This is a genomic window from Aquabacterium sp. TM01, from assembly GCF_057808345.1.
The window spans coordinates 35,444-59,428 of the sequence record NZ_AP046529.1 but is presented as its reverse complement, the minus strand read 5'-3'; the positions used below and the strand labels follow the sequence as shown (position 1 = coordinate 59,428).

Annotated in this window: 27 protein-coding genes; 20 read left to right on the top strand and 7 right to left on the bottom strand. The window is 64.6% G+C overall.

Features of this window, described 5'->3' with window-relative positions:
• Positions 1–47 precede the first annotated feature (47 nt).
• Positions 48–629: a PEP-CTERM sorting domain-containing protein gene (locus AC3WW4_RS00480; RefSeq protein ID WP_488826383.1), complete on the bottom strand. Its 582-nt coding sequence runs from the start codon at positions 627–629 to the stop codon at positions 48–50.
• A 323-nt stretch (positions 630–952) separates the two neighbouring features.
• On the opposite strand from AC3WW4_RS00480, the gene rpsL reads away from it, so the two are divergent.
• The 20 genes from rpsL to AC3WW4_RS00380 all read left to right on the top strand — a co-directional run bounded on the left by rpsL (position 953) and on the right by AC3WW4_RS00380 (position 17,444).
• Positions 953–1,330: a 30S ribosomal protein S12 gene (rpsL, locus tag AC3WW4_RS00475; protein ID WP_125245535.1), complete on the top strand. Its 378-nt coding sequence runs from the start codon at positions 953–955 to the stop codon at positions 1,328–1,330.
• A gap of 194 nt (positions 1,331–1,524) precedes the next feature.
• Positions 1,525–1,995 (top strand): 30S ribosomal protein S7, encoded by a 471-nt coding sequence (gene rpsG / locus AC3WW4_RS00470; RefSeq protein ID WP_290731299.1) that lies wholly within the window; start codon positions 1,525–1,527, stop codon positions 1,993–1,995.
• Positions 1,996–2,079: 84 nt separating this feature from the next.
• Positions 2,080–4,182: an elongation factor G gene (gene fusA, locus AC3WW4_RS00465; protein WP_488826382.1), complete on the top strand. Its 2,103-nt coding sequence runs from the start codon at positions 2,080–2,082 to the stop codon at positions 4,180–4,182.
• Positions 4,183–4,432: 250 nt separating this feature from the next.
• Entirely contained in the window at positions 4,433–5,623 is a 1,191-nt protein-coding gene (tuf, locus tag AC3WW4_RS00460) for an elongation factor Tu (protein WP_488826381.1), read from the top strand.
• Positions 5,624–5,700: 77 nt separating this feature from the next.
• On the top strand, positions 5,701–6,012 hold the full coding sequence (gene rpsJ, locus AC3WW4_RS00455) for a 30S ribosomal protein S10 (RefSeq protein ID WP_035037922.1): 312 nt from the start codon (positions 5,701–5,703) through the stop codon (positions 6,010–6,012).
• Between the two features lie 298 nt (positions 6,013–6,310).
• A complete protein-coding gene (gene rplC, locus AC3WW4_RS00450) occupies positions 6,311–6,985 on the top strand; it encodes a 50S ribosomal protein L3 (protein ID WP_488826380.1) in 675 nt (224 codons plus the stop codon).
• Positions 6,985–7,608 (top strand): 50S ribosomal protein L4, encoded by a 624-nt coding sequence (gene rplD, locus AC3WW4_RS00445; RefSeq protein WP_290728972.1) that lies wholly within the window; start codon positions 6,985–6,987, stop codon positions 7,606–7,608. Before rplC ends, rplD begins: the two co-directional genes overlap by 1 nt.
• On the top strand, positions 7,605–7,919 hold the full coding sequence (rplW, locus tag AC3WW4_RS00440) for a 50S ribosomal protein L23 (RefSeq protein WP_300157779.1): 315 nt from the start codon (positions 7,605–7,607) through the stop codon (positions 7,917–7,919). The genes rplD and rplW overlap by 4 nt, the downstream gene beginning before the upstream one ends.
• A gap of 2 nt (positions 7,920–7,921) precedes the next feature.
• On the top strand, positions 7,922–8,746 hold the full coding sequence (gene rplB / locus AC3WW4_RS00435; RefSeq protein WP_300157777.1) for a 50S ribosomal protein L2: 825 nt from the start codon (positions 7,922–7,924) through the stop codon (positions 8,744–8,746).
• A gap of 13 nt (positions 8,747–8,759) precedes the next feature.
• Entirely contained in the window at positions 8,760–9,035 is a 276-nt protein-coding gene (rpsS, locus tag AC3WW4_RS00430; RefSeq protein WP_290728966.1) for a 30S ribosomal protein S19, read from the top strand.
• 12 nt (positions 9,036–9,047) lie between these two features.
• A complete protein-coding gene (gene rplV / locus AC3WW4_RS00425) occupies positions 9,048–9,377 on the top strand; it encodes a 50S ribosomal protein L22 (protein WP_290641308.1) in 330 nt (109 codons plus the stop codon).
• 13 nt (positions 9,378–9,390) lie between these two features.
• Positions 9,391–10,251, top strand: a complete 861-nt coding sequence (gene rpsC, locus AC3WW4_RS00420; RefSeq protein WP_488826379.1) for a 30S ribosomal protein S3 — start codon at positions 9,391–9,393, stop codon at positions 10,249–10,251.
• A gap of 2 nt (positions 10,252–10,253) precedes the next feature.
• Complete coding sequence (gene rplP / locus AC3WW4_RS00415; RefSeq protein WP_488826378.1) at positions 10,254–10,670, top strand: 50S ribosomal protein L16; 417 nt, start codon at positions 10,254–10,256, stop codon at positions 10,668–10,670.
• Positions 10,671–10,691: 21 nt separating this feature from the next.
• Positions 10,692–10,892, top strand: a complete 201-nt coding sequence (rpmC, locus tag AC3WW4_RS00410; RefSeq protein WP_290641303.1) for a 50S ribosomal protein L29 — start codon at positions 10,692–10,694, stop codon at positions 10,890–10,892.
• Positions 10,889–11,158: a 30S ribosomal protein S17 gene (rpsQ, locus tag AC3WW4_RS00405; protein ID WP_320363549.1), complete on the top strand. Its 270-nt coding sequence runs from the start codon at positions 10,889–10,891 to the stop codon at positions 11,156–11,158. Before rpmC ends, rpsQ begins: the two co-directional genes overlap by 4 nt.
• A 125-nt stretch (positions 11,159–11,283) precedes the next feature.
• On the top strand, positions 11,284–11,790 hold the full coding sequence (locus tag AC3WW4_RS00400; RefSeq protein WP_488826376.1) for a peroxiredoxin: 507 nt from the start codon (positions 11,284–11,286) through the stop codon (positions 11,788–11,790).
• 210 nt (positions 11,791–12,000) lie between these two features.
• Positions 12,001–13,362 (top strand): NAD(P)-dependent oxidoreductase, encoded by a 1,362-nt coding sequence (locus AC3WW4_RS00395; protein WP_488826375.1) that lies wholly within the window; start codon positions 12,001–12,003, stop codon positions 13,360–13,362.
• A gap of 2 nt (positions 13,363–13,364) precedes the next feature.
• Entirely contained in the window at positions 13,365–14,666 is a 1,302-nt protein-coding gene (gene preA, locus AC3WW4_RS00390; protein WP_488826374.1) for an NAD-dependent dihydropyrimidine dehydrogenase subunit PreA, read from the top strand.
• 27 nt (positions 14,667–14,693) lie between these two features.
• Positions 14,694–16,160 (top strand): dihydropyrimidinase, encoded by a 1,467-nt coding sequence (gene hydA / locus AC3WW4_RS00385; protein ID WP_488826373.1) that lies wholly within the window; start codon positions 14,694–14,696, stop codon positions 16,158–16,160.
• Between the two features lie 24 nt (positions 16,161–16,184).
• Positions 16,185–17,444, top strand: a complete 1,260-nt coding sequence (locus AC3WW4_RS00380) for a Zn-dependent hydrolase (RefSeq protein WP_488826372.1) — start codon at positions 16,185–16,187, stop codon at positions 17,442–17,444.
• 57 nt (positions 17,445–17,501) lie between these two features.
• Here the strand turns inward: AC3WW4_RS00380 and AC3WW4_RS00375 are convergent, their stop codons facing one another.
• The 6 genes from AC3WW4_RS00375 to AC3WW4_RS00350 all read right to left on the bottom strand — a co-directional run bounded on the left by AC3WW4_RS00375 (position 17,502) and on the right by AC3WW4_RS00350 (position 23,795).
• A complete protein-coding gene (locus AC3WW4_RS00375; RefSeq protein ID WP_488826371.1) occupies positions 17,502–18,128 on the bottom strand; it encodes a TetR/AcrR family transcriptional regulator in 627 nt (208 codons plus the stop codon).
• Between the two features lie 4 nt (positions 18,129–18,132).
• Positions 18,133–19,140, bottom strand: coding sequence for an ABC transporter substrate-binding protein (locus AC3WW4_RS00370; protein ID WP_488826370.1), 1,008 nt, complete (start codon positions 19,138–19,140; stop codon positions 18,133–18,135).
• Positions 19,141–19,174: 34 nt separating this feature from the next.
• A complete protein-coding gene (locus AC3WW4_RS00365; protein ID WP_488826369.1) occupies positions 19,175–20,344 on the bottom strand; it encodes an ABC transporter permease in 1,170 nt (389 codons plus the stop codon).
• A 10-nt stretch (positions 20,345–20,354) separates the two neighbouring features.
• Positions 20,355–21,272 carry an ABC transporter permease gene (locus AC3WW4_RS00360; RefSeq protein ID WP_488826368.1) on the bottom strand — a complete coding sequence of 306 codons (918 nt, stop codon included), beginning with the start codon at positions 21,270–21,272 and terminating at the stop codon, positions 20,355–20,357.
• A gap of 10 nt (positions 21,273–21,282) precedes the next feature.
• The gene (locus tag AC3WW4_RS00355; protein WP_488826367.1) at positions 21,283–22,110 is read right to left on the bottom strand and encodes an ABC transporter ATP-binding protein; all 828 of its coding nucleotides are present in this window, start codon (positions 22,108–22,110) and stop codon (positions 21,283–21,285) included.
• 137 nt (positions 22,111–22,247) lie between these two features.
• Positions 22,248–23,795: an aminotransferase-like domain-containing protein gene (locus AC3WW4_RS00350; RefSeq protein WP_488826366.1), complete on the bottom strand. Its 1,548-nt coding sequence runs from the start codon at positions 23,793–23,795 to the stop codon at positions 22,248–22,250.
• Between the last annotated feature and the right edge of the window lie 190 nt (positions 23,796–23,985).

Here is a 23,985-nt window from a genome sequence, read left to right as displayed (position 1 = left end):
TGTCGTCACCGCCGCAGCGGTGAGCCAGTGAAGCGGCTAAGCCCGTCTCAGCGTGCGCGGCGGCGACGCACGGCGGCGATGCCCACCAAGCCCAGGCCCATCAGCGCGTAGGTGCTGGGTTCCGGCACAGCGGCCACGGCGGTCAGGCCGTTCAGGCGGAAGGTGGTCAAAGCAGCGGTGCCTTGCAATTTGAACACGGTGCCCACGACGTTGCTCAGGTTCTTGGTGTCGGTGCCGAGCACATTGAAGTCGCCGGCCCCCGACAGACTGACGCTGCCGCCCGCCCACGACAAGGTGGCGCGGTCAGGGTTGTCCCATTCGGCAAACGTCAGGCTGCTCAGGTTGACTGCCTGCGAGAACGTCAGGGTCAGGAAGTCACCATTGCCGATGCCGACAGCGTCTGTCCAGCTCGTTGCAACACCGATGCCATTGTTGAGGCGCACGACGTCCAGCGCGCTGCCGCCGGAGTTGGCTGTGATGTTCAGGCCAATGCCACCGCTGCTGAAGGTGGCCGTGGCAGTGGTGTCGCCCAGGACGCTGCCACCGGTGAGGTTGAAATCAGCGGCCTGCGCCATCGCGGGCAGCGTCGCCGCTAAGACGACCGCGGCGAAAGTCTTCAATCTGGACATGGAGTCTCCTTGAAAATTTGCCGCAGAGGTTTCTGGGGCATGTTGAACGAACTCTAGAGACTTGTCCCAGCGGGCGCATCACCCTGTCTGAGGGCCGGGCTCACCCTAGGCGGGCTTCCCGGGGGCGGGCGCACGACGCGCTCGGGGTGAAATCCTTGCATTTCCAGGCGGCTCTCCCCTACAATGGAAGGCTTTTCGGCTTTCGCTTGCGCAATTTTTGCGGGGCGAGGCCGTTTTGTGCTTGGTTCAGGTGCTCTCCGTGGTTCGTTCAAACTCCGGTAAGTGCCTGATTTTCAAGTGACTTTTCAACGGGAACCAAAGAAATGCCAACGATCAATCAGCTCGTGCGCCATGGCCGTCAGGTCGAGGTCACGAAGTCCAAGTCGCCTGCGATGGAAAACTGCCCGCAGCGCCGTGGCGTGTGCACCCGCGTGTACACCACCACGCCTAAGAAGCCTAACTCCGCTCTGCGTAAGGTCGCCAAGGTGCGCCTGACCAACGGTTTTGAGGTCATCTCCTACATCGGCGGTGAAGGCCACAACCTGCAAGAACACAGCGTCGTGCTGGTTCGCGGCGGTCGTGTGAAGGACTTGCCGGGTGTGCGTTACCACATCGTGCGTGGCTCCCTTGACCTGCAAGGCGTCAAGGACCGCAAGCAATCGCGCTCCAAGTACGGCGCCAAGCGCCCGAAGAAGGCCTGATCGCCTTCTGCAAAGCAATAGTCGGTCCTCTTCATCGGCGTGTCACCCAGTGGGTGCAGTCTGGCGCAGAGAAGGCCGAGGTGGCGGTAGAGCCCGGATGGTCCGGAGTCTGCCGAGTAAGTGGAGTCTTCAGTTAAGAGACTCCAGGATGTGGGCGAAAGCCAGCATCAACTGAAGCATTGAAAGGAATAGAAATGCCTCGTCGTCGCGAAGTACCCAAGCGTGAAATCCTCCCTGATCCCAAGTTCGGATCGGTGGACCTCTCCAAGTTCATGAACGTGATCATGGAATCCGGCAAGAAGGCTGTGGCCGAGCGCATCATTTACGGTGCCCTCGAACAAGTCGAAAAGAAGGCCGGCAAGGATCCGCTGGAGATCTTCAACATCGCGCTGAACAACATCAAGCCCGTGGTCGAAGTGAAGTCCCGCCGCGTCGGTGGTGCGAACTATCAGGTTCCCGTTGAAGTTCGCCCCTCCCGTCGTATCGCACTGGCCATGCGCTGGTTGAAGGAATCGTCGCGCAAGCGTTCCGAGAAGTCGATGGCCCAACGTCTGGCCAACGAACTGCTCGAGGCCTCTGAAGGCCGTGGCGGCGCGATGAAGAAGCGTGACGAAGTGCACCGCATGGCTGAAGCCAACAAGGCCTTCTCGCACTTCCGCTTCTAATCCACCACCCGCAGCACAACTGCAAAAAAGGCGCTTGGATCGTGCACAACACATCCGGCGCCTTGTCAAATCTGGAGTGACCACATGGCACGCAAGACCCCGATTGGCCGTTACCGCAACATTGGTATCTCGGCTCACATCGACGCCGGCAAGACCACCACGACCGAACGCATCCTGTTCTACACGGGCGTGAGCCACAAGATTGGTGAAGTGCACGAAGGTGCCGCCACCATGGACTGGATGGAGCAAGAGCAAGAGCGCGGCATCACCATCACCTCGGCTGCCACGACCTGCTTCTGGAAGGGGATGGACAACTCCTACCCCGAGCACCGTTTCAACATCATCGACACCCCGGGCCACGTTGACTTCACCATTGAAGTCGAACGCTCGATGCGCGTGCTCGACGGCGCCTGCATGGTGTACTGCGCTGTGGGCGGCGTGCAGCCCCAGTCTGAAACCGTCTGGCGTCAGGCGAACAAGTACAAGGTGCCCCGTCTGGCCTTCGTGAACAAGATGGACCGTACCGGTGCCAACTTCTTCAAGGTCCACGACCAGCTCAAGCTGCGCCTGAAGGCCAACCCTGTGCCCGTGGTGATCCCCATTGGCGCGGAAGACCAGTTCCAAGGCGTGGTCGATCTGCTGAAGATGAAGGCCATCTACTGGGACGAAGCGTCTCAGGGCATGAAGTTCGACTACCGTGAGATCCCCGCTGAGCTGGTGGAAGACGCCAAGAAGTGGCGTGAGTCCATGGTCGAAGCGGCCGCCGAAGCCAACGAAGAGCTGATGAACAAGTACCTTGAAGAAGGTGACTTGTCTGAAGACGAAATCAAGCTGGCTCTGCGCACCCGTACCATCGCCTGCGAAATCCAGCCGATGCTGTGCGGTACCGCCTTCAAGAACAAGGGCGTGCAGCGCATGCTCGACGCCGTCATCGACTACCTGCCTTCCCCGATCGACATTCCCCCGGTCGAAGGCACGGACGACGACGACCAGCCCACCAGCCGCAAGGCCGACGACGCCGAGAAGTTCTCTGCGCTGGCTTTCAAGCTGATGACCGACCCGTATGTCGGTCAGCTGACCTTCGTTCGCGTGTACTCGGGCGTGCTGAACTCCGGCGACTCCGTCTACAACCCGATCAAGGGCAAGAAAGAGCGCATCGGCCGTATCCTGCAGATGCACGCCAACGAGCGTGAGGAAATCAAGGAAATTCTGGCCGGCGACATCGCCGCTTGCGTGGGCTTGAAGGACGTGACGACCGGCGAAACGCTGTGCGACGCTGACGCCATCATCACCCTGGAAAAGATGGTCTTCCCTGAGCCCGTGATCGCACAGGCCGTGGAACCCAAGACCAAGGCTGACCAGGAAAAGATGGGCATCGCCCTGCAACGTCTGGCCGCAGAAGATCCTTCGTTCCGCGTCAAGACCGACGAAGAATCGGGTCAGACCATCATCGCCGGTATGGGCGAGCTGCACCTGGAAATCATCGTCGACCGCATGAAGCGCGAATTCGGCGTGGAAGCCAACGTGGGCAAGCCGCAAGTGGCTTACCGCGAAACCATCCGCAAGAAGGTCACCGACGTCGAAGGCAAGTTCGTGCGTCAGTCCGGTGGTAAGGGCCAGTACGGTCACGTGGTGCTGACCGTTGAACCGCAAGAGCCTGGCAAGGGCTTCGAGTTCGTCGACGCCATCAAGGGCGGCGTGGTGCCTCGCGAGTACATCCCTGCGGTCGAAAAGGGCGTCATCGACACCCTGACCAACGGCGTGCTGGCCGGCTACCCTGTGGTCGACGTCAAGGTCACCCTGACCTTCGGTTCGTACCACGATGTGGACTCGAACGAAAACGCCTTCAAGATGGCCGCTTCGATGGGTTTCAAGGACGGCTGCCGCAAGGCTTCGCCCGTGATCCTCGAGCCGATGATGGCCGTGGAGGTCGAAACGCCGGAAGACTACGCTGGTACCGTGATGGGCGACCTGTCCTCGCGTCGCGGCATGGTGCAAGGCATGGACGACATGGTCGGCGGTGGCAAGGTCATCAAGGCCGAAGTTCCCCTGTCGGAAATGTTCGGCTACTCGACCTCGCTGCGTTCGGCCACCCAGGGTCGTGCCACGTACTCCATGGAGTTCAAGCACTACGCTGAAGCACCGAAGAACGTGTCCGAAGCGATCATCACCGCTCGCGGCAAGTAAGGACCACCCCCTACGCGCTGCGCGCGCCCCCTCAAGGGGGCGACACCAGCAGCCCGGCGGAGCCGGATCTGCGGTGTCTGCTGGATCGCGTGGGGTGCTGTGCCAAATGAGCTGCGGGTGGTAACATCCGCGGCTGCAAAAAACAAAGCCGGTCTTCGGCGCCACTTGATGTGGTTGGCATGCTGCCCGTGGCAGCCAATGCCGGAGACCTTAAACAGACACGGGCAACTGTTCTTTGTTGGAGAAACAAATGGCAAAAGGTAAATTCGAACGGACCAAGCCGCACGTCAACGTCGGCACCATCGGTCACGTTGACCACGGCAAGACCACGCTGACGGCTGCAATCACCACCGTTCTGTCCAAGAAGTTCGGCGGCGAAGCCAAGGGCTACGACATGATCGACGCTGCGCCTGAAGAAAAGGCCCGCGGCATCACCATCAACACCGCCCACGTCGAGTACGAAACGGCCAACCGCCACTACGCTCACGTTGACTGCCCCGGCCACGCCGACTACGTCAAGAACATGATCACCGGTGCCGCCCAGATGGACGGCGCGATCCTGGTGTGCTCGGCCGCTGACGGCCCGATGCCCCAGACCCGTGAACACATCCTGCTGTCCCGCCAGGTGGGCGTGCCTTACATCATCGTCTTCCTGAACAAGGCTGACATGGTGGACGACGCCGAACTGCTGGAACTGGTCGAAATGGAAGTGCGCGAGCTGCTGTCCAAGTACGACTTCCCTGGCGACGACACCCCGATCATCCAAGGTTCGGCCAAGCTGGCGCTGGAAGGCGACACCGGTCCCCTGGGCGAGCAAGCCATCATGAAGCTGGCCGAAGCGCTGGACACCTACATCCCCACGCCTGAGCGCGCCATCGACGGCACGTTCCTGATGCCTGTGGAAGACGTGTTCTCGATCTCGGGTCGCGGCACCGTGGTGACCGGCCGTATCGAGCGCGGCATCATCAAGGTCGGCGAAGAAATCGAAATCGTCGGTATCTCCACCACCCAGAAGACCACCTGCACGGGCGTGGAAATGTTCCGCAAGCTGCTGGACCAAGGTCAAGCTGGCGACAACGTCGGTATCTTGCTGCGCGGCACCAAGCGCGAAGACGTGCAGCGCGGCCAAGTGCTGTGCAAGCCCGGCTCCATCAAGCCCCACACGCACTTCACCGGCGAAATCTACGTTCTGTCCAAGGACGAAGGTGGCCGTCACACGCCTTTCTTCAACAACTACCGCCCTCAGTTCTACTTCCGTACAACTGACGTGACCGGTTCCATCGAGTTGCCGGCCGACAAGGAAATGGTCATGCCTGGTGACAACGTGTCGATCACCGTCAAGCTGATCGCCCCGATCGCCATGGAAGAAGGTCTGCGTTTTGCTATCCGCGAAGGCGGCCGTACTGTCGGCGCCGGCGTGGTTGCCAAGATCCTGGACTGATTCGCATGACACCTGTCCGGCTCGGGCCCATGGGTTGGGGCCGGACGTCATCGTTCTTTAATTGAAGGAAGTGTGTCATGGCACAGCAAAAAATCCGCATTCGCCTGAAGGCGTTTGACTACAAGCTGATCGATCAGTCGTCGGCTGAAATCGTTGAAACCGCCAAGCGTACCGGCGCCATCGTCAAGGGTCCCGTGCCCCTGCCGACCCGCCTGCAACGTTTCGACATTCTGCGTTCGCCCCACGTCAACAAGACGTCGCGTGACCAGTTCGAAATTCGCACCCACCAGCGTCTGATGGACATCGTGGACCCAACCGACAAGACGGTTGACGCCCTGATGAAGCTCGACCTGCCGGCTGGCGTGGACGTCGAAATCAAGCTGCAGTGATGTTTCGGCTGCGGCCGAATCTCTGTTGAAGACCGCCTTCGGGCGGTTTTTTCATCCCCCGTCCGGTGGCGCTTGCGCAAACGGAGGGGGTTTGTTATCATCGCAGGCTTTCCCGTAATGGGTGGCTTGGTCATTGCCTATTTTTTAAGCAGTGCCGGGGCGCGCAAAGCGGAAATCCAAAGGTGTCGTGCTGTGTCGTGCGTTTTGTGTGCGGCGCAGTCAGGCATCGACAGGTCGGCCCGGCCAATCGTTGTCGGGTTTGTGTAAAAGGCCCCCATGTGGGGCTGGAGAAAAAACCATGAGTCTTAGCAATCGCCTCGGATTGCTGGGCCGCAAGGTGGGCATGATGCGCATCTACACGGAGGACGGCGACGCTGTTCCTGTGACGGTGCTGGATGTGTCCAACAACCGTGTGTCCCAGGTCAAAACCGTAGAGACTGACGGCTACACCGCAGTGCAGGTGGTGTTCGGTGCGCGCAAAGCTTCGCGCGTGACCAAGCCTGAAGCCGGTCACCTCGCCAAAGCTGGCGTGGAAGCCGGTGAAGTCACCAAGGAATTCCGCGTGGCTCCCGAAGTCGCCTCCGAGTACAAGGCCGGCAGCAGCATTGCTCCCGCCGCCCTGTTCCAGGCAGGTCAACTGGTCGACGTGCAAGGCACCTCGATCGGTAAGGGTTACGCCGGTACCATCAAGCGCCACAACTTCGGTTCGCAGCGCGCCTCGCACGGTAACTCGCGTTCGCACAACGTTCCTGGCTCCATCTCGATGGCGCAGGATCCTGGTCGCGTGTTCCCCGGCAAGAAGATGACCGGCCACATGGGTGACGAGACCGTCACCACGCAGAACCTCGACATCGTGCGCGTTGACGAAGCTCGTCAACTGCTGCTGGTCAAGGGCGCGGTGCCGGGCGCCAAGGGTGGCTTCGTCACCGTGCGTCCCGCCGTGAAGGTCAAGAGCAAGAAAGGAGCCAACTGATGGCACAGCTCGAGCTCCTCAATGAGCAAGGTCAGGCTGCTTCCAAGGTTGAAGCATCCGACACCGTGTTCGGCCGTGACTACAACGAAGCCCTGATCCATCAGGTCGTTGTTGCTTACCAAGCCAACGCTCGCCAAGGTACGCGCGCCCAGAAGGACCGCGAAACCGTCAAGCACTCCACGAAGAAGCCCTGGCGCCAAAAGGGCACCGGTCGCGCTCGTGCCGGTATGACGTCCTCGCCTCTGTGGCGTGGGGGCGGTCGGATTTTCCCGAACAGCCCTGACGAAAACTTCTCGCACAAGGTCAACAAGAAGATGTACCGCGCCGGTATGGCCGCCATCTTCTCGCAACTGGCCCGCGAAGGCCGTCTGGCCGTGGTGGATTCGATCGAGATCGAAGCCCCCAAGACCAAGCTGCTGGCTGCCAAGCTGAAGGCCATGAACCTGGACCACGTCCTGGTGATCGCTGACGAAGTCAACGAAAACCTGTTCCTGGCTGCTCGCAACCTGCCCAATGTGCTGGTGGTTGAGCCCCGTTACGCCGATCCCCTGTCCCTGGTCTTCTACAAGAAGGTCGTGGTCACCAAGGGTGCGATCGCCAAGCTGCAGGAGATGTTCGCATGAGCACTCTGAAATTTGATGAAGCCCGCCTGCTGAAGGTGCTGGTCGCTCCGATCATTTCGGAAAAGGCCACTGCCGCTGCTGAAGAGCGCGGCCAAGTGCTGTTCAAGGTGATGCGCGATGCCACCAAGCCCGAGATCAAGGCCGCTGTCGAGCTGCTGTTCAAGGTCGAAGTGAAGTCCGTGCAAGTCCTGAACCAGAAGGGCAAGACCAAGCGCTTTGGTGGCCGTATCGGTCGCCGCGACCACGCCAAGAAGGCCTTCGTGTCTCTGGCTGCCGGTCAAGAGCTGAACTTCTCCGGGGAGGCTGCGTAATCATGGCCGTCGTTAAACTCAAACCTACTTCCCCAGGCCGTCGTGGCGTAGTGAAGGTGGTTCACAAGCACCTGCACAAGGGCGCGCCTCACGCTGCGCTGTTGGAGCCGCAGATCCAGAATGCTGGCCGTAACAACAACGGTCACATCACGATCCGCCACAAGGGCGGTGGTCACAAGCACCACTACCGCGTGGTCGACTTCATCCGCAACAAGGATGGCATCCCCGCCAAGGTCGAGCGCATCGAGTACGACCCGAACCGTACGGCTCACATCGCTCTGGTGTGCTATGCCGACGGCGAGCGTCGCTACATCATCGCTCCCCGCGGTCTGGAAGCTGGCGCCACCGTGATCAGCGGCTCGGAAGCCCCGATCAAGGCCGGCAACGCGCTGCCGATCCGCAACATCCCCGTGGGCTCGACCATCCACAACATCGAACTGAAGCCTGGCAAGGGCGGTCAGATCGCTCGTTCGGCTGGTACGTCCGCTGTTCTGATGGCCCGTGAAGGCACCTACGCTCAGGTTCGCCTGCGCTCGGGTGAAGTCCGCAAGGTCCACATCGAATGCCGCGCCACTTTGGGTGAAGTGAGCAACGAAGAGCACAGCCTGCGTCAATACGGTAAGGCCGGTGCCATCCGCTGGAAGGGTATCCGCCCGACGGTTCGTGGCGTTGCCATGAACCCGGTGGACCACCCGCACGGTGGTGGCGAAGGCCGCACTGGCGAAGGTCAGGTCCCTGTCTCGCCATGGAACACCATGACGAAGGGCTACCGTACCCGTAACAACAAGCGCACGCAGACGTTCATCGTTTCGCGTCGCAAGAAATAAGAGGTAGGCTGAAATGGCTCGTTCTCTTAAAAAGGGTCCGTTCGTTGACCATCACTTGTTGGCCAAGGTCGAGAAGGCTGTCGAAACCAAAGACAAGAAGCCCGTCAAGACTTGGTCGCGTCGTTCGACCATCCTGCCTGAGTTCATCGGCCTGACGATTGCTGTGCACAACGGCAAGCAACACGTGCCCGTGTACATCCAGGACCAGATGGTTGGTCACAAGCTCGGCGAGTTCGCCCTGACCCGTACGTTCAAGGGTCACCCAGGCGACAAGAAAGCCAAGAAATAAGGAGCAGCGACGATGGAAACCAAAGCAATCGTTCGCGGTGTTCGCCTGTCTTGCGACAAGGGTCGTCTGGTCGCTGACCTGATCCGTGGCAAGAAGGTGGACCAAGCCCTGAACATCCTGGAGTTCACCCAGAAGAAGGCTGCCGGCATCATCAAGAAGGCTCTGGAGTCGGCAATCGCCAACGCCGAGCACAATGACGGTGCTGACATCGATGAACTGAAGGTCAAGACCATTTATGTGGAGCAAGGCACCACGTTGAAGCGTTTCACCGCCCGTGCAAAGGGCCGTGGCAATCGCATCAGCAAGCCAACCTGCCACATTTATGTGACCGTGGGCAACTAAGCAGAGGCTGACTATGGGACAGAAAATCCACCCAACCGGCTTCCGCCTGGCCGTCACCCGCAACTGGGCATCGCGTTGGTACGCTACCAATCGCAACTTTGCCTCGATGCTGGCTGAAGACCTGGAAGTCCGCGAATTCCTGAAGAAGAAGCTCAAGAACGCGGCTGTGTCGCGCATCTTGATCGAGCGTCCCGCCAAGAGCGCACGCATCACCATTTTCTCGGCTCGTCCGGGCGTGGTGATCGGCAAGAAGGGCGAAGACATCGAGAACCTGAAGGTCGAACTGGCCAAGCGTTTGAATTGCCCGGTCTCGGTGAACATCGAAGAAGTGCGCAAGCCTGAAGTCGATGCTCAACTGATCGCTGATTCGATCACGCAGCAGCTGGAAAAGCGCATCATGTTCCGTCGCGCCATGAAGCGTGCGATGCAGAACGCCATGCGTCTGGGCGCCCAAGGCATCAAGATCATGTCGGCCGGTCGTCTGAACGGCATCGAAATCGCACGTACCGAGTGGTACCGCGAAGGTCGCGTGCCCCTTCACACCCTGAAGGCTGACATCGACTACGGCACCTCCGAAGCTCACACCACCTACGGTGTGATCGGCGTGAAGGTGTGGGTCTACCGTGGTGACCGTCTGGCCAATGGCGAAGCCCCTGTGCTCAAGGGCGACGACAGCCAAGACGATCGTCGCAACCGCCGTGGTCCTCGTAGCGACCGTCCTGGTGGCGATCGTCGTCCTGGTGGTCGTGGCGGCCCTGGCCGTGGCGCCCCGCGTGCGGATGGCGCACCGGCTGACGGCAGCGACAAGCCTGCTGCTGCCGCTGATGCCAAGCGCGTTCGCAAGGCTCCCGTCGCCGAAGCGAAAGGAGAATAAACATGTTGCAACCTAATCGTCGCAAGTTCCGCAAGGAACACAAAGGCCGTAACACGGGTGTTGCCACCCGCGGTGCCGATGTGTCCTTCGGCGATTTCGGCCTGAAGGCCACGGAGCGTGGTCGTATCACGGCTCGTCAGATCGAAGCTGCACGTCGTGCGATTTCCCGTCACGTCAAGCGTGGTGGCCGCATCTTCATCCGCATCTTCCCCGACAAGCCGATCTCGAACAAGCCTGCTGAAGTCCGTATGGGTAACGGTAAGGGTAACGTGGAGTACTACGTGGCTGAAATTCAGCCCGGTAAGGTGCTCTACGAAATCCAGGGCGTGTCCGAAGAACTCGCTCGTGAGGCGTTCACGTTGGCCGCTGCAAAGCTGCCGCTGAGCACCACCTTCGTCGGCCGTCAGTTCGGCATCTAATCAGGCGCTAAGGAGAAAGTTATGGCGAAAGCCTCTGAACTGCGCGCCAAGGATGTGGCCGCACTGGAAACCGAAATCAAGGACCTGCTGAAGTCGCACTTCAACCTGCGCATGCAGCGTGCCACTCAGCAGCTCAATGATCACTCGGCTCTGAAGAAGACCCGTCGCGACATTGCACGTGTCAAGACGATTCTGACCGAGAAGAAAGGAGCCGCCCAATGACGGAAGCTCAAACCAAAGTGACCCGTACCTTCGTGGGTAAGGTGGTCAGCGATGCCCGCGCCAAGACCGTGACGGTGTTGGTCGAGCGTCGTGCCAAGCACGAGCTGTACGGCAAGATCGTGGCCAAGTCGCGCAAGTATCACGCTCACGACGAGAACAATGAGTTCAAAATCGGTGACGTGGTCGAGATCAGCGAAAGCCGCCCTCTGTCCAAGACCAAGAGCTGGGTCGTGACCCGTCTGGTCCAGAAGGCAGAGCTGGTCTGATCTTCGTGATCTGATCGCCACGCCGCCACCGGGGTTTCCGCCCCGGTGTGGCTGCCGAAAACCGGTTGTCCAGTGATACTGGCAGCCGGTTTTTTTATTGTCTGTTGGATTCTCAGGAGAGACGCATGATCAAAGTGGGTGACAAGCTGCCGGGCGGCACGCTGTTCGAGTACATCGATGTGGCGACCGAAGGCTGCAGCCTCGGCCCCAACCCGGTGGACGTCGCCAAGGCGACGGCCGGCAAGACCATCGCCATCTTCGGTGTGCCGGGGGCGTTCACGCCGACGTGTTCGGTGCAGCATGCGCCGGGCTACATCGAGTCTGCTGACGCGTTCAAAGCGGCCGGTGTGGACGAGATCTGGTGCGTGGCGGTGAACGACGCCTTCGTGATGGGTGCCTGGGGGCGCGAGCTGAAGGCCGCAGGCAAGGTGCGCATGCTGGCCGACGGCAGTGCCGACTTCGCCAAGGCCACGGGTCTGGTGCTGGACCTCAGCGCCAAGGGTCTGGGCTTGCGTTCGGGGCGTTTCTCGATGCTGGTCAAGGACGGCGTGGTGACGCAGCTCAATGACGAGCAAGGCGGTGGCTATGCCGTGAGCGATGCCGCGACCTTACTGAAGCAGATCCAGGGTTGATCGATCTGGGTCCGGATGCGCCGGGATGGCGCGTGCGGCCCGGGTCATGCCCCGAGGGCGTGCTGGTGGTGATCACCGGCACGCCTTTTTTCATGGCGCTTGCACCGTGGGTGTGCGCCGCCCTGCGGCAAAGGGCTGGCACGGTTTAAGCATACGGGTTCCGCACAAACCTGACCAATTGGTCAAGTTGTCGAGCAAGGAGAACCCAGCGTGTCCGAGAGCCCCTTCCAAGATGTCCAGCCGGGTCGCCTGCCCCCGGCCGCTTACGCGCAGCGCCTGCAGGCGGCCGAGACGCCGGCTTTGACGCCCATGCAGGCGGTGATCGAAGCCGAGCGCTGTCTGTATTGCTTCGATGCGCCTTGTCAGACGGCCTGTCCGACCGGTATCGATGTGCCGAGCTTCATCCACCGCATCGCCGATGGCAATGTGAGGGGCGCCGCACAAGCGATCTTGTCCGCGAACCCGCTGGGTGGGATGTGTGCCCGGGTGTGCCCGACGGAAGAGCTGTGCGAGGCGGTGTGCGTGCGTCAGACCCAGCAAGGCAAGGCGGTGGAGATCGGGCGACTGCAGCGCTATGCGGTGGACGCGGTGATGCAGGACGGCGCCGCCCCGGTGTTCACGCGGGCGCCGGACACCGGTCGCAAGGTGGCCGTGGTGGGTGCGGGCCCGGCGGGGTTGGCCTGTGCGCACACCTTGGCGGTGCAAGGCCATGCCGTGATGCTGATCGACGCTCATGACAAGCTGGGTGGCCTCAATGAGTATGGGCTGGCCAGCTACAAGACCGCGGGTGACTTCGCGCAGCGCGAAATCGCCTGGCTGCTGAGTGTGGGCGGGATCACGGTGCAGACGGGTGTGCGCATCGAGACGGCCGCGCAGTTGCAGGCGCTGTCGGACACGCACGATGCGGTGTTCCTCGGCGTGGGCCTGGGGGGCGTGCGTCAACTGGGTCTGGCGGGTGAGCACAGCCTGGCCGGGGTGGACGATGCGGTGGACTTCATCGCGCGTCTGCGTCAATCGTCAGATTGGGCGACCCTGCCAGTCGGGCGCCGTGTGCTGGTGATTGGCGGGGGCATGACGGCGGTGGATGCCGCGGTGCAGGCCAAGTTGCTGGGTGCCGAGGAGGTGAGCATCGTGTACCGGCGTGGGCCGGAGGCGATGTCGGCGTCGAAGGTGGAGCAGGCCTGGGCGCAGACGAACGGCGTGACGATCCGCCATGGCCTGGCGCCGGAAACCCTGCTGGGTGAAAGTGGGGCGGTGTGCGGCGTGCGCTTTGCGTGTCAACAGGACCTGGGCGACGGACGCTGGGGACCGAGCGGTGAGCATGTGACGCTGCCGGCCGACATGGTGCTCAAGGCGATTGGGCAGCGTCTGGAGGAGGCGCCGTGGACGACGTCGGGCTTGCTCTTGCGCGATGGCCGGATCGTGGTCGATGCGCAGGGGCGCACGTCGCTGCCGGGCATCTGGGCGGGCGGCGATGCCTGCACTGGCGGGCGCGACCTGACGGTTGAAGCGGTTGAGGCGGGCAAGCAGGCCGCCTTGGGCATCCACGCATCCTTCCAAGCGGAGTCTTGATCATGGCCGATCTGCGCAGCAATTTCGTGGGCATTCACAGCCCGAATCCTTTCTGGCTGGCCTCGGCGCCGCCGACCGACAAGGCCACCAATGTGATCCGCGCGTTCGAGGCGGGCTGGGGCGGCGTGGTGTGGAAGACGCTGGGCGAAGACCCACCGGTGGTCAACGTGAACGGGCCGCGCTACAGCACCTTGCTGTCGCCGGACCGCAAGGTGCTGGGCTTCAACAACATCGAGCTGATCTCGGACCGGCCTTTGGCGCTGAACCTGGCCGAGATCACGCAGGTGAAGAAGGACTGGCCGGACCGGGCGATGGTGGTGTCACTGATGGTGCCGTGCAACGAGGCGTCGTGGCGTGCCATCCTGCCGCGGGTGGAAGACACCGGGGCCGATGGGATCGAGCTGAACTTCGGCTGTCCGCATGGCATGAGCGAGCGCGGCATGGGCGCGGCCGTGGGCCAGGTGCCCGAGTACATCGAGATGGTGACGGCGTGGTGCAAGCAGTACAGCCGCTTACCGGTGATCGTGAAGCTGACGCCCAACATCGCCGACATCCGTCAGCCCTCGCAGGCGGCCAAGCGCGGCGGGGCCGATGCGGTGTCGCTGATCAACACGATCAACTCCATCATGGGGGTGGACCCGGCGACCTTGACGATGGTGCCGAGTACGGCGGGCATGGGCTCGCACGGCGGCTACTGCGGGCCGGCGGTCAAGCCGATCGCGCTGAACATGGTGGCGGAGATCGCGCGCACGGCGGAGACCCGCGGGCTGCCGATCTCGGGCATTGGCGGGGTGAGCACGTGGCGCGATGCGCTGGACTTCATCGCACTGGGCGCGGGCACGGTGCAGGTGTGCACGGCGGCGATGGTGCATGGCTTCAAGATCGTGGAGGACCTGTGCAGCGGCTTGTCCAACTACATGGACGAGATGGGCATTCAAGGGCTGGATGAGCTGGTGGGCCGTGCGGTGCCGACCGTGACGGACTGGAAGTTCCTTAACCTGAACCACGTGTCCAAGGCGGTGATCGACCAGGACAAGTGCATCAGCTGCGGGCGTTGCCATGTGGTGTGCGAGGACACCTCGCACCAGGCGATCACCGCGATGAAAGATGGCGTGCGCCACTTCGAGGTGAAGGAAGAGGAGTGCGTGGGCTGCAATCTGTGCGTGTCGGTGTGCCCGGTCGACGAGTGCATCACCTTGCGGCACCTGGTGCCGGGCGAGGTGGACCTGCGCACGGGTGAGCCGGTGCCGGCCGAGCCGCGCAACTGGCTGGCCCATCCCAACAACCCGATGGCGACCGCTTGAGGCGGGTCGCATCACAAGGAGCGTGCGATGACGACAGCAAAGCAGCCGGCGGTGTGGATCCGTGGTGGCACGGTGGTCAATGCCGATGGGGAGCGCACGGCCGATGTGCTGTGCGTGGACGGGGTGATCGCGGCGGTGGGCGAGGACCTGGACGTGCCGGTGGGCGCCGAGGTGATCGACGCGGGCGGGCAGTATGTGATGCCAGGCGGGATCGACCCGCACACGCACATGCAACTGCCCTTCATGGGCACGGTGACGGCCGATGACTTTTTCACCGGCACGGCGGCCGGTTTGGCGGGCGGCACGACGAGCATCATCGACTTCGTGATCCCCGATCCGAAGCAGCCCTTGATGGACGCCTACCGCACGTGGCGAGGCTGGGCCGAGAAGGCCGCGGCGGACTACGGCTTTCACGTGGCGATCACGTGGTGGGACGAGTCGGTGCGGCGGGACATGGGCGCGCTGGTGCAGGACGAGGGCGTGAACAGCTTCAAGCACTTCATGGCCTACAAGAACGCCATCATGGCCGACGACGAGACGCTGGTGAACAGCTTCCGGCGCGCGCTGGAGCTGGGCGCGATGCCCACGGTGCATGCGGAAAACGGCGAGTTGGTGTTCCTGCTGCAGCAGGAGATGAAGGCCCAGGGCTTGACCGGGCCGGAGGCGCATCCACTGTCGCGCCCGCCGGCGGTGGAGGCCGAAGCGGCGCAGCGGGCGATCGCGATCGCCGATGTGCTCAATGTGCCGATCTATGTGGTACATGTCTCGTGCGCGGAGTCGGCCGAGGCGATTGCCCGGGCGCGGGCGCGCGGTCAGCGGGTGTATGGCGAGGTGTTGGCCGGGCACCTGGTGATCGATGACAGCGTGTACCGGCATCCGGACTTCAACGTGGCGGCGGCGCATGTGATGAGCCCGCCGTTTCGCGCGCCCGAGCACCAGGCGGCCTTGTGGCGCGGCTTGCAGGCCGGGCATCTGCACACCACGGCGACGGACCACTGCACCTTCTGTGCGGCGCAGAAGGCCGCGGGGCGGCTGGACTTCAGCAAGATCCCCAATGGCACGGGCGGGGTGGAAGAGCGCCTGAGCGTGATCTGGGATGCCGGGGTCAACACGGGGCGGCTGACGCCGTCGGAGTTCGTGGCCGTCACCTCGGCCAATGCGGCCAAGCTGTTCAACCTGTATCCGCGCAAGGGCTGCGTGGCGGTGGGCGCGGATGCCGACTTGGTGGTGTGGGACCCGGCGGCCAGCAAGACGCTGTCAGTGGCGACCCAGCACTCGAAGGGCGACTTCAACATCTTCGAAGGGCGCACGGTGCGCGGGGTGCCGACGCACACGCTCAGCGGCGGACGCCTGGCCTATGTGCGGGGCGACTTGCGCGCCGAGCCCGGCCAGGGGCGCTATGTGAAGCGGCCGGCGTTTGGGCCGGTGTTCGATGCCCTGTCGCGCAAGGCGGCACTGGCGGCACCGCAAGCGGTGGCGCGCACCACGATCTGAACCGGAGTCAGCAAGATGCAAAGCATGAACACGGCAACACACGCCGACCTGAGCGGCGTGCGCGTGAATGGGGGGCGTTTGTGGGCATCGTTGATGCGCCTGGCCGAGATCGGCGCGACGCCCAAGGGCGGGGTGTGCCGCCTGGCCTTGACCGAACTGGACCGCCAGGGGCGGGACCTGGTGGTGGGCTGGGCCCGCGAGGCCGGCATGATGGTGACGGTGGACCAGATCGGCAATGTCTTCATGCGGCGGGCGGGACGCAACAACGTCCTGCCCCCGATCATGACGGGCAGCCACATCGACACGCAGCCGACCGGTGGCAAGTTCGACGGCAACTATGGGGTGCTGGCCGGCCTGGAGGTGGTGCGCACGCTCAATGACCTGGGGTTGGAGACCGAGGCGCCGATTGAGGTGGCGTTCTGGACCAATGAAGAAGGCTCGCGCTTTGTGCCGGTGATGATGGGGTCGGGCGTGTTCGCCAACGCCTTTTCGCTGGAACACGCCTACGCGGCGCAGGACACCGAGGGCAAGACCGTGAAAGACGAGTTGGCCCGCATCGGTTACATCGGTGACGAGGTGCCGGGGCAGCATCCCGTGGGGGCTTACTTTGAGGCGCACATCGAGCAGGGGCCGGTGCTGGAGGACCATGGCATCACCATCGGCGTGGTGGAGGCGGTGCTGGGCATCCGCTGGTACGACTGCACGGTGACCGGCATGGAGGCGCACGCCGGCCCGACCCCGATGGGCTTGCGCCAGGATGCCTTGCAGGTGGCCACGCGCATCATGCAGGAGGTGGTGGCCGTCGCCATGGACCATCAGCCGCATGGCCGCGGCACGGTGGGCATGGTGCAGGTGCACCCTAACAGCCGCAACGTGATCCCGGGGCGGGTGAAGTTTTCGATGGACCTGCGCAATGTCAGCAACGAGCTGCTGGACCAGATGGACGCGGAGATCCGCGCCTTTGCGGCAGCGGTGGCCGAAGAGAGCGGGCTGCGTGTGGAGATCGAAGAGGTCTCGCATTACCCGGCCGTGCCCTTCGAGGCGGGTTGCGTGGCGGCGGTGCGGCGGGCTACGGAGGCGCTGGGCTATTCGCACATGCCCTGCGTGTCCGGGGCCGGGCACGATGCGGTGTACGTGGCGCGTCTGGCGCAGGCCGGCATGATCTTTGTGCCGTGCAAGGATGGCATCAGCCACAACGAGATCGAGGATGCCCAGCCTGCCCACCTGGAAGCCGGCTGCAACGTGCTGCTGCACGCGATGCTGGACCGCGCTGGCGTGGTGTGAGCGGAGCGCCCTGCTGGGCTGCGGGGGAGTGGCCTGGCGTGATCGACCCGCTGCGGCTCAGAGGCCGCAGCCGCGCAGGATCAGGCTGGTGACGTGCGCGGTGGCACGCGGCGTGTCGGTGGCCGGGTTAGGCTCGGTGCCGAGCACGGCGTGGATCTGCACGTCGAAGTCGGCATAGGTCTGCGTGGCCGCCCAGATCGTGAAGAAGAGGTGGACGCTGTCGACCGGGGCCATGCGCCCGGCGGCGATCCAGCCGTCGATGACGGCGGCCTTGGCCAGCACCTGTTGGCGCAGGTCGGTGCGCAGCAGGTCGAGCACCACGGGGGCGCCGTGCAGCAGTTCGTTGGCGAACACGCGGGAGGCGTGGGGGCGCTCGGCGGCCAGGGCCATCTTCAGTTCGATGTAGTGGCACAGCGCCGTGCGCGGGTCGGCTTCGGGCGTGACGGCCTCCAGCGGACCCAGCCAGTCGTGCAGCACCGCGTCGAGCACGGCGCGGTAGAGCGCGCGTTTGGCCCCGAAGTAGTAGTGCAGATTGGCCTTGGGCAGGCCGGCTTCGTCGGCGATGTCGGCCATGGTGGCCCCTTCGAAGCCGGCGCGGGCAAAAACCCGCTCCGCAGCACGCAAGATCACGGACTCGTTGACCTGTCGGGTCTGGCGTCGGGAGGTGGGCGTGCTGCGGCTCATGCCCTTATTTTGCCGCCTGCTCCCACACCAGGTGGGTCATGGCGGCCTTGCCGGGGTCCTTCTTGATGACGGGGGCGCTGCCGCCGGCCATCAGGACCTTGATGGTGCGCTCGTACGCGGCCGGGTCCAGGTAGCCCATCTTCGGGGTGTTGGCGTTGCTGATCAGCTTGGCCACGTTCTCCATCTGGCGGGTCTGCACGGCCAGGCTGGCGCTGCCCGAGGTGTCGTTGGCCACGACGATCTTGGCGGCTTCGGCCGGGTTCTTCACGGCGTCGTTCCAGCCCTTGAAGCTGGCCTTGAGGAACTTGGCCATCTTGGCCACAAAAGCCTTGTCACGCAGGTTGGGGCCGAGCACGTACAGGCCGTCTTCCAGCGAGGCCACGCCCTGGTCCTGGTAGAAGAAGGTCACCAGGTCGGACTGTTTCACGCCGGCGTCCACCACCTGCCAGTACTCGTTGTAGATCATGGTCGAGATGCAGGCGGCCTGGTTTTGCAGCAGCGGGTCGACGTTGAAACCCTGCTTGAGCACGGTGATGTCCTTGCCCGGTTGCAGGCCGAGCTGGCTCATCCAGCTCAGGAAGGGGTATTCGTTGCCGCCGTACCAGACGCCCAGGGTCTTGCCCTTGAGGTCTTTGGGGCTGTGCACGCCGCTGGCCTTCTTGCAGGTCAGCATCATCCCGGACTTGTCGAAAATTTGCGCAATGTTGACCAGGGGCACGCCGTTTTCGCGGGCGGCCAGGGCATCGGGCATCCAGTTGACGATGACGTCGGCGGACTTGCCGGCGAGCACCTGCACGGGCGAGACATCGGTGCCGCCGGGCTTGATGGTCACGTCCAGGCCGGCGTCTTTGTAATAGCCCTTGGCCTGGGCGACGTAGTAGCCCGCAAACTGAGCCTGGGGCACCCACTTGAGCTGCACGGTGACCTTTTCGGCGGCGTGGGCCCCGACGCTGAGGGCGGCGGCGGCCGCAACCAGGGCCAGCCGGAACGTGGAAGACAGAGGACGGTTCATCGAGAGCTCCTGTAGGACGAGGGGTGGGACAAAATCAGGCGGAACGCACCGAGGGGTGCCAGAAATTGACGCGTCGCTCCAGGCGGCTCAGGGCGCTGTAGGCGAGCATGCCGACCGCGCTGGCCACGACGATGGTGGCCCACACCAGGGGCATGTTCATGCGCGAGGCTTCGGTGGAGATGCGGAAACCCAGGCCCTGCGTGGGCGAGCCGAAGAACTCGGCCACGATGGCGCCGATCAGGGCCAGGGTGGCGTTGACCTTCAGGGCATTGAAGATGAAGGGCAGTGCCACGGGCAGGCGCAGGTCGAGCAGGGTGCGGCGGTAGCTGGCGGCATACGAATGCATCAGCTCGCGCTCGAGCTTGCCCGCCGCACCCAGGCCGGCCAGGGTGCTGACCAGGGTCGGGAAGAAGGTCATCAGCACGATGACGGCGGCCTTGGAGGGCCAGTCGAAACCGAACCACATCACGGCGATGGGGGCGATGCCGACCAGCGGAATGGTGCTGGTGAGCGAGGCCACCGGCAGCAGGCCGCGTTGCAGGAAGGGCAGTCGGTCGATGGCGATGCCGGTGAGCACGCCCAGGCCGCAGCCCAGCGCGTAGCCAATCAACACGGCCTTGCCCACGGTCTGCACCAGGTCACCCCACAGGGTGGCGGCATGTTCCCACAGGGCCAGAACGACGGCCGAGGGCGGCGGCAGCAGCACACGGGGCACGGCGAAGGCAGTGACCAGCTGTTCCCACAGCAGCAGCATCCACAGTCCGAACAGTCCGGCGGTGAGGGGGGCCAGCCAGCGCGGCAGGGGCAGTGCGGCGACGCGTTGGACGGTGACCACGGCCAGCAGCATCAGGGCCATCGTGGCCAGCCAGTAGGCGTGACCGGGCACACGGCTCTCGTCGGTGGGCGCGAGCGCGATGAGACCGAGGGCGCCGGCCAGCGCCAGGGTGGTGAGCACTGCGGTGCGGAAGCGGCCGGGCGTGGGGCGCAGGGCCAGACCGGCGGCCACCAGCAGGCACAGCGCGGTGCCGAGCTGCAGGATCTGGGCAGAGATGCTGTCAGCTTGCCACCAGGCCCACGGCTGCAGCACATAGTCACCCGGATCGACCATCAGGAGGGCAAAGGGGCCGGACAGGCACAGCAGGGCCAGGGCGAACACGGCCAGCAGCGCGCCGGGGGCGGTGGAGGGGGCAGGTGGGCGGATCATGGGGTGAGCCTCAGTGCTTGGGACCGCGACCGCGCAGGACCGCGCGCTCCAGCAGGCCGACCGCGGCGGTCAGCACCATGCCCAGCACGGCGGCCATCAACAGGGCAGACCAGATCTGCACGGTGTTGCCGTAGTAGGAGCTGGTGAGCAGGCGCGCGCCCAGGCCAGCTTGCGCCCCGGTGGGCAGTTCGGCGACGATGGCGCCCACCAGGCCGGCGGCGATGCCCACGCGCAGCGCTGGGAACAGATAGGGCAAGGCGGCGGGCAGGCGCAGCGCCCACAGGGTCTGCATCCGGGTGGCGGCGTAGGTGTGCATCAGCTCCTGATCGAGGGTTTGCGGGGCACGCAGGCCCTGCACCATGGCCACGGTCACCGGGAAGAAGCACAGGTACATGGCGATCACCGCCTTGGGCAGGGTGCCGCTGAAACCCAGGCTGCCCAGCACCACCAGCACGATGGGGGCGATGGCCAGCACCGGCACGGTTTGCGAGGCCACGATCCAGGGCAGCACGGCGCGCTCCAGCGTGGGGGCGTGCACGATGAGCACCGCCAGCAGCAAGCCCAGCGCGGTGCCCAGCACAAAGCCGAGCAAGGTGGCTTCGGCGGTGACGCGGGTGTGCAGCAGCAGGTTGCGTGGGTCGTCCAGCGGCCAGTCCAGCAGGCTGTGCCAGATGTCGAGCGCGATCTGGTGCGGCGCGGGCAGCACGGCACGCTGCTGGTGCCAGGTCGCCCAGATCAGGTCGCGCCACCCCCAGGCGCCGGCCGGCCCGCCCAGCACCCGCTCGATCACGCCGGGGGCATTGAGGGCCACGCTCAGCGCGTACCAGCCCAGCAGCACCACGGCCAGCACCACGCCTACGGGCAAGGCGCGCGCGACCGCCTGGTGCCAGCGCGATGGGGTGGGGGGCAAGGACGAGGCGAGCGCCATGCCAGGCTCCTCAGTGGTGGCCGCCGGCCAGGGCCTCGCGCACCTCGTGCGCCAGGGCCATGAAGGCGGGGGTGTCTCGCAGGGCCAGGGTGCGCTCGGCCGGCAGCGGCGAGTCGATCACCTTGACGATGCGCCCCGGGCGCGGCGACATCACCACGATGCGGGTCGACAGGTACACCGCCTCGGCGATCGAGTGCGTGACGAAGACGACGGTGCGCTGCTCGCGCTGCCACAACTGTTGCAGTTGCGCGTTGAGGTCGTCGCGCGTGATCTCATCCAGGGCACCGAAGGGCTCGTCCATCATCAAGAGCTTGGGCTCGAAGCCCAGCGCGCGTGCGATGGAGGCACGCTGCTGCATGCCGCCCGACAGCTGCCAGGGGTACTTCTGTTCGAACTGCGCCAGGCCCACGCGCGCCAGCTGGGTGCGGGCGATCTCGCGGGCGACCTCGGGCGGGGTGCCTTGCAGCTCCAGCGGCAGCATCACGTTGGACAGCACGGTGCGCCAGGGCAGCAAGGCCGCAGCCTGGAAGACATAACCATAGGCGCGCGCCAGGCGGGCATCGTGCGGGCTCAGGCCATTGACCCGCACCGTGCCCGAGGTGATGGGCTCCAGGTCGGCGATGACGCGCAGCAGCGTGGTCTTGCCGCAGCCCGAGGGCCCGATCAGCGAGATGAACTCACCTTGGCGGATCTCCAGGTCCACTTCGTGCAAGGCCCGCACCGGCGCATCGGGCGCTGGGTAGACCACACTGGCCTGCTGGATCTGCACGACGGGTCGGCCGAACACCGGCTGGTTGGCCGGGGGGGGCGTGGCGACAAGCATCTCGGGCGCGTTCATGGGACAGGGACCGGGAAGTTGACCGGGTGGTCAGGTTTGGATGCACAACCTCATGCGAGTTCTGTGCCAGACCGACGCGCCCAACCTGGCACTGTTTTGGGGCTGATCCGTCCCCATCCAGGTCGGGATGGATGCGATCAGGAATGGGGCAACTGCCGCGCGGCCCGCTGCAGAAAGGCGCGCAGACGCGGGTCGTCGGCGTGCGCCACGTTGAAGCGGAACCAGGAGGTCGGCCGCGGCTCGAGCAGGAAGTAATCCCCCGGTGCCAGCGCGATGCCCTCGGCCAGCGCCGCCTGGGCCAGCGTGCGCGCCTGGCGGGCGTGTTCGGGGGCCGCATGCGGGTCGTCGTCGGCCCCCGCGCTTGGCCAGCCCGCGCACACATACAGGCCGCTGTCGGGCAAGGCCAGGGGTTGCAGGCCGATCTCGGACAGGGCATCGACCACGCGCTCGCGGGCGGCGGCCAGCCGGTGACGGATGCGCTCCAGGTAGCGGCGATGCGAAGGATCGGCCAGCACCCGGGCCGCGGCGCGCTCGTTGATCTCGGACGTGGTCAGGCCGCAGGTCATCTTGATGCGCACCAGCGTCTGCACCAGGGCGGGTGGGCAGGCCACATAGCCCACGCGGATGGCCGGTGCGATCGTCTTCGAAAACCCGCCCAGCACCAGCACGCGCTGCAGGCCATCGAGCCCGGCCAGCGAAGGCGCATGCGGGGCGTCCAGGTCCCGAAAGATGTCGTCTTCGATCACCCACAGGTCGTGCCGCTCGGCCAGGGCCAGCAGCTGGTGCGCCTGTCGCAGCGACAGCGTGGTCGACAAGGGGTTGTGCCCCACGGTGGTGACGAACACCGCACGTGGGCGGTGCAGTTCGGCCAGGCGCGCCATCTCGGCCAGGTCCAGCCCCGCTGCGGTGCGCGGCACCCCGATAGGGCGCAGACCGTGGCAGCGCAGCTGCGCATGCAGGTTCCAGTAGCCGGGCTCCTCCACCAGCACGGCATCGCCCGGTTGCAGCAGACCCATCATCACCAGCTCGAAGCCGTGGGTCACGCCATGGGTCAGCACGATCTGGTCGGCGTTGACGGGACCCAGACGCTCGCTCAGGTCACCTGCCAGTTGTTGACGCAGGCCCGCATAACCCAGCGGATGCCCATAGCTGGCCAGGTGCTCCCCGGCAATGCGGGTCGCCTGGCGCAAGGCCGCGTGGAAGTCGTTTTCGCCATACCAGCTCAAGGGCAGCCAGCCGCAGCCGGCCGCCAGCAGGTCGCGGCCTTGCGCGAACATGTTCAAGCTCAGCCAGTCGTCGCTGATGCGGGGCGACAGCGCCAGATCGGGGCTGGGGCGGCGCGCGCTCAGATGCGCCGACGCCACGTGGTAGCCCGCCCCGCGCCGCGCCGACAGCACCCGGCGCGACACCAGACCGGTGTAGGCCTCGGCCACCGTGAAGGTGCTGATGCCCAGGCGGGCCGCGAGCGCGCGTACCGAGGGCAGGCGGCTGCCCGCGCGCAACTCGCCTTTCTGCACGGCTGCGTCGATGGCCTGCATCAGCTGCTGCACCAGGCTGTCTCCCGGTGGGCGGCGCCGCGCGCCCAGGGGCGATGCGCTGCGGGCGGTGTGCAGGGCGAGGCTCAGTGTGTCCAGCCAGGGCAGGGCGTCATCGGGCGAGGGGGCCAGGGCGGTCGGGTCGGTCATGGCTGTGCAGGGGCCTCAGGCTGTACGGTTGCTTCATTCAAGCAAGTCGTCTGCCAGCTTGCCGGTTCACCGTCTTGCCGCTGGCGGGGGGATGCGCCTAGGATGGACCCATCGCCTCCACCTGTCGTGCGGAGGCGCTTCAGGCGGGTGTCCGCTCACCGCCCTGGATGGCCCCCTTTCTCTTGCTGGA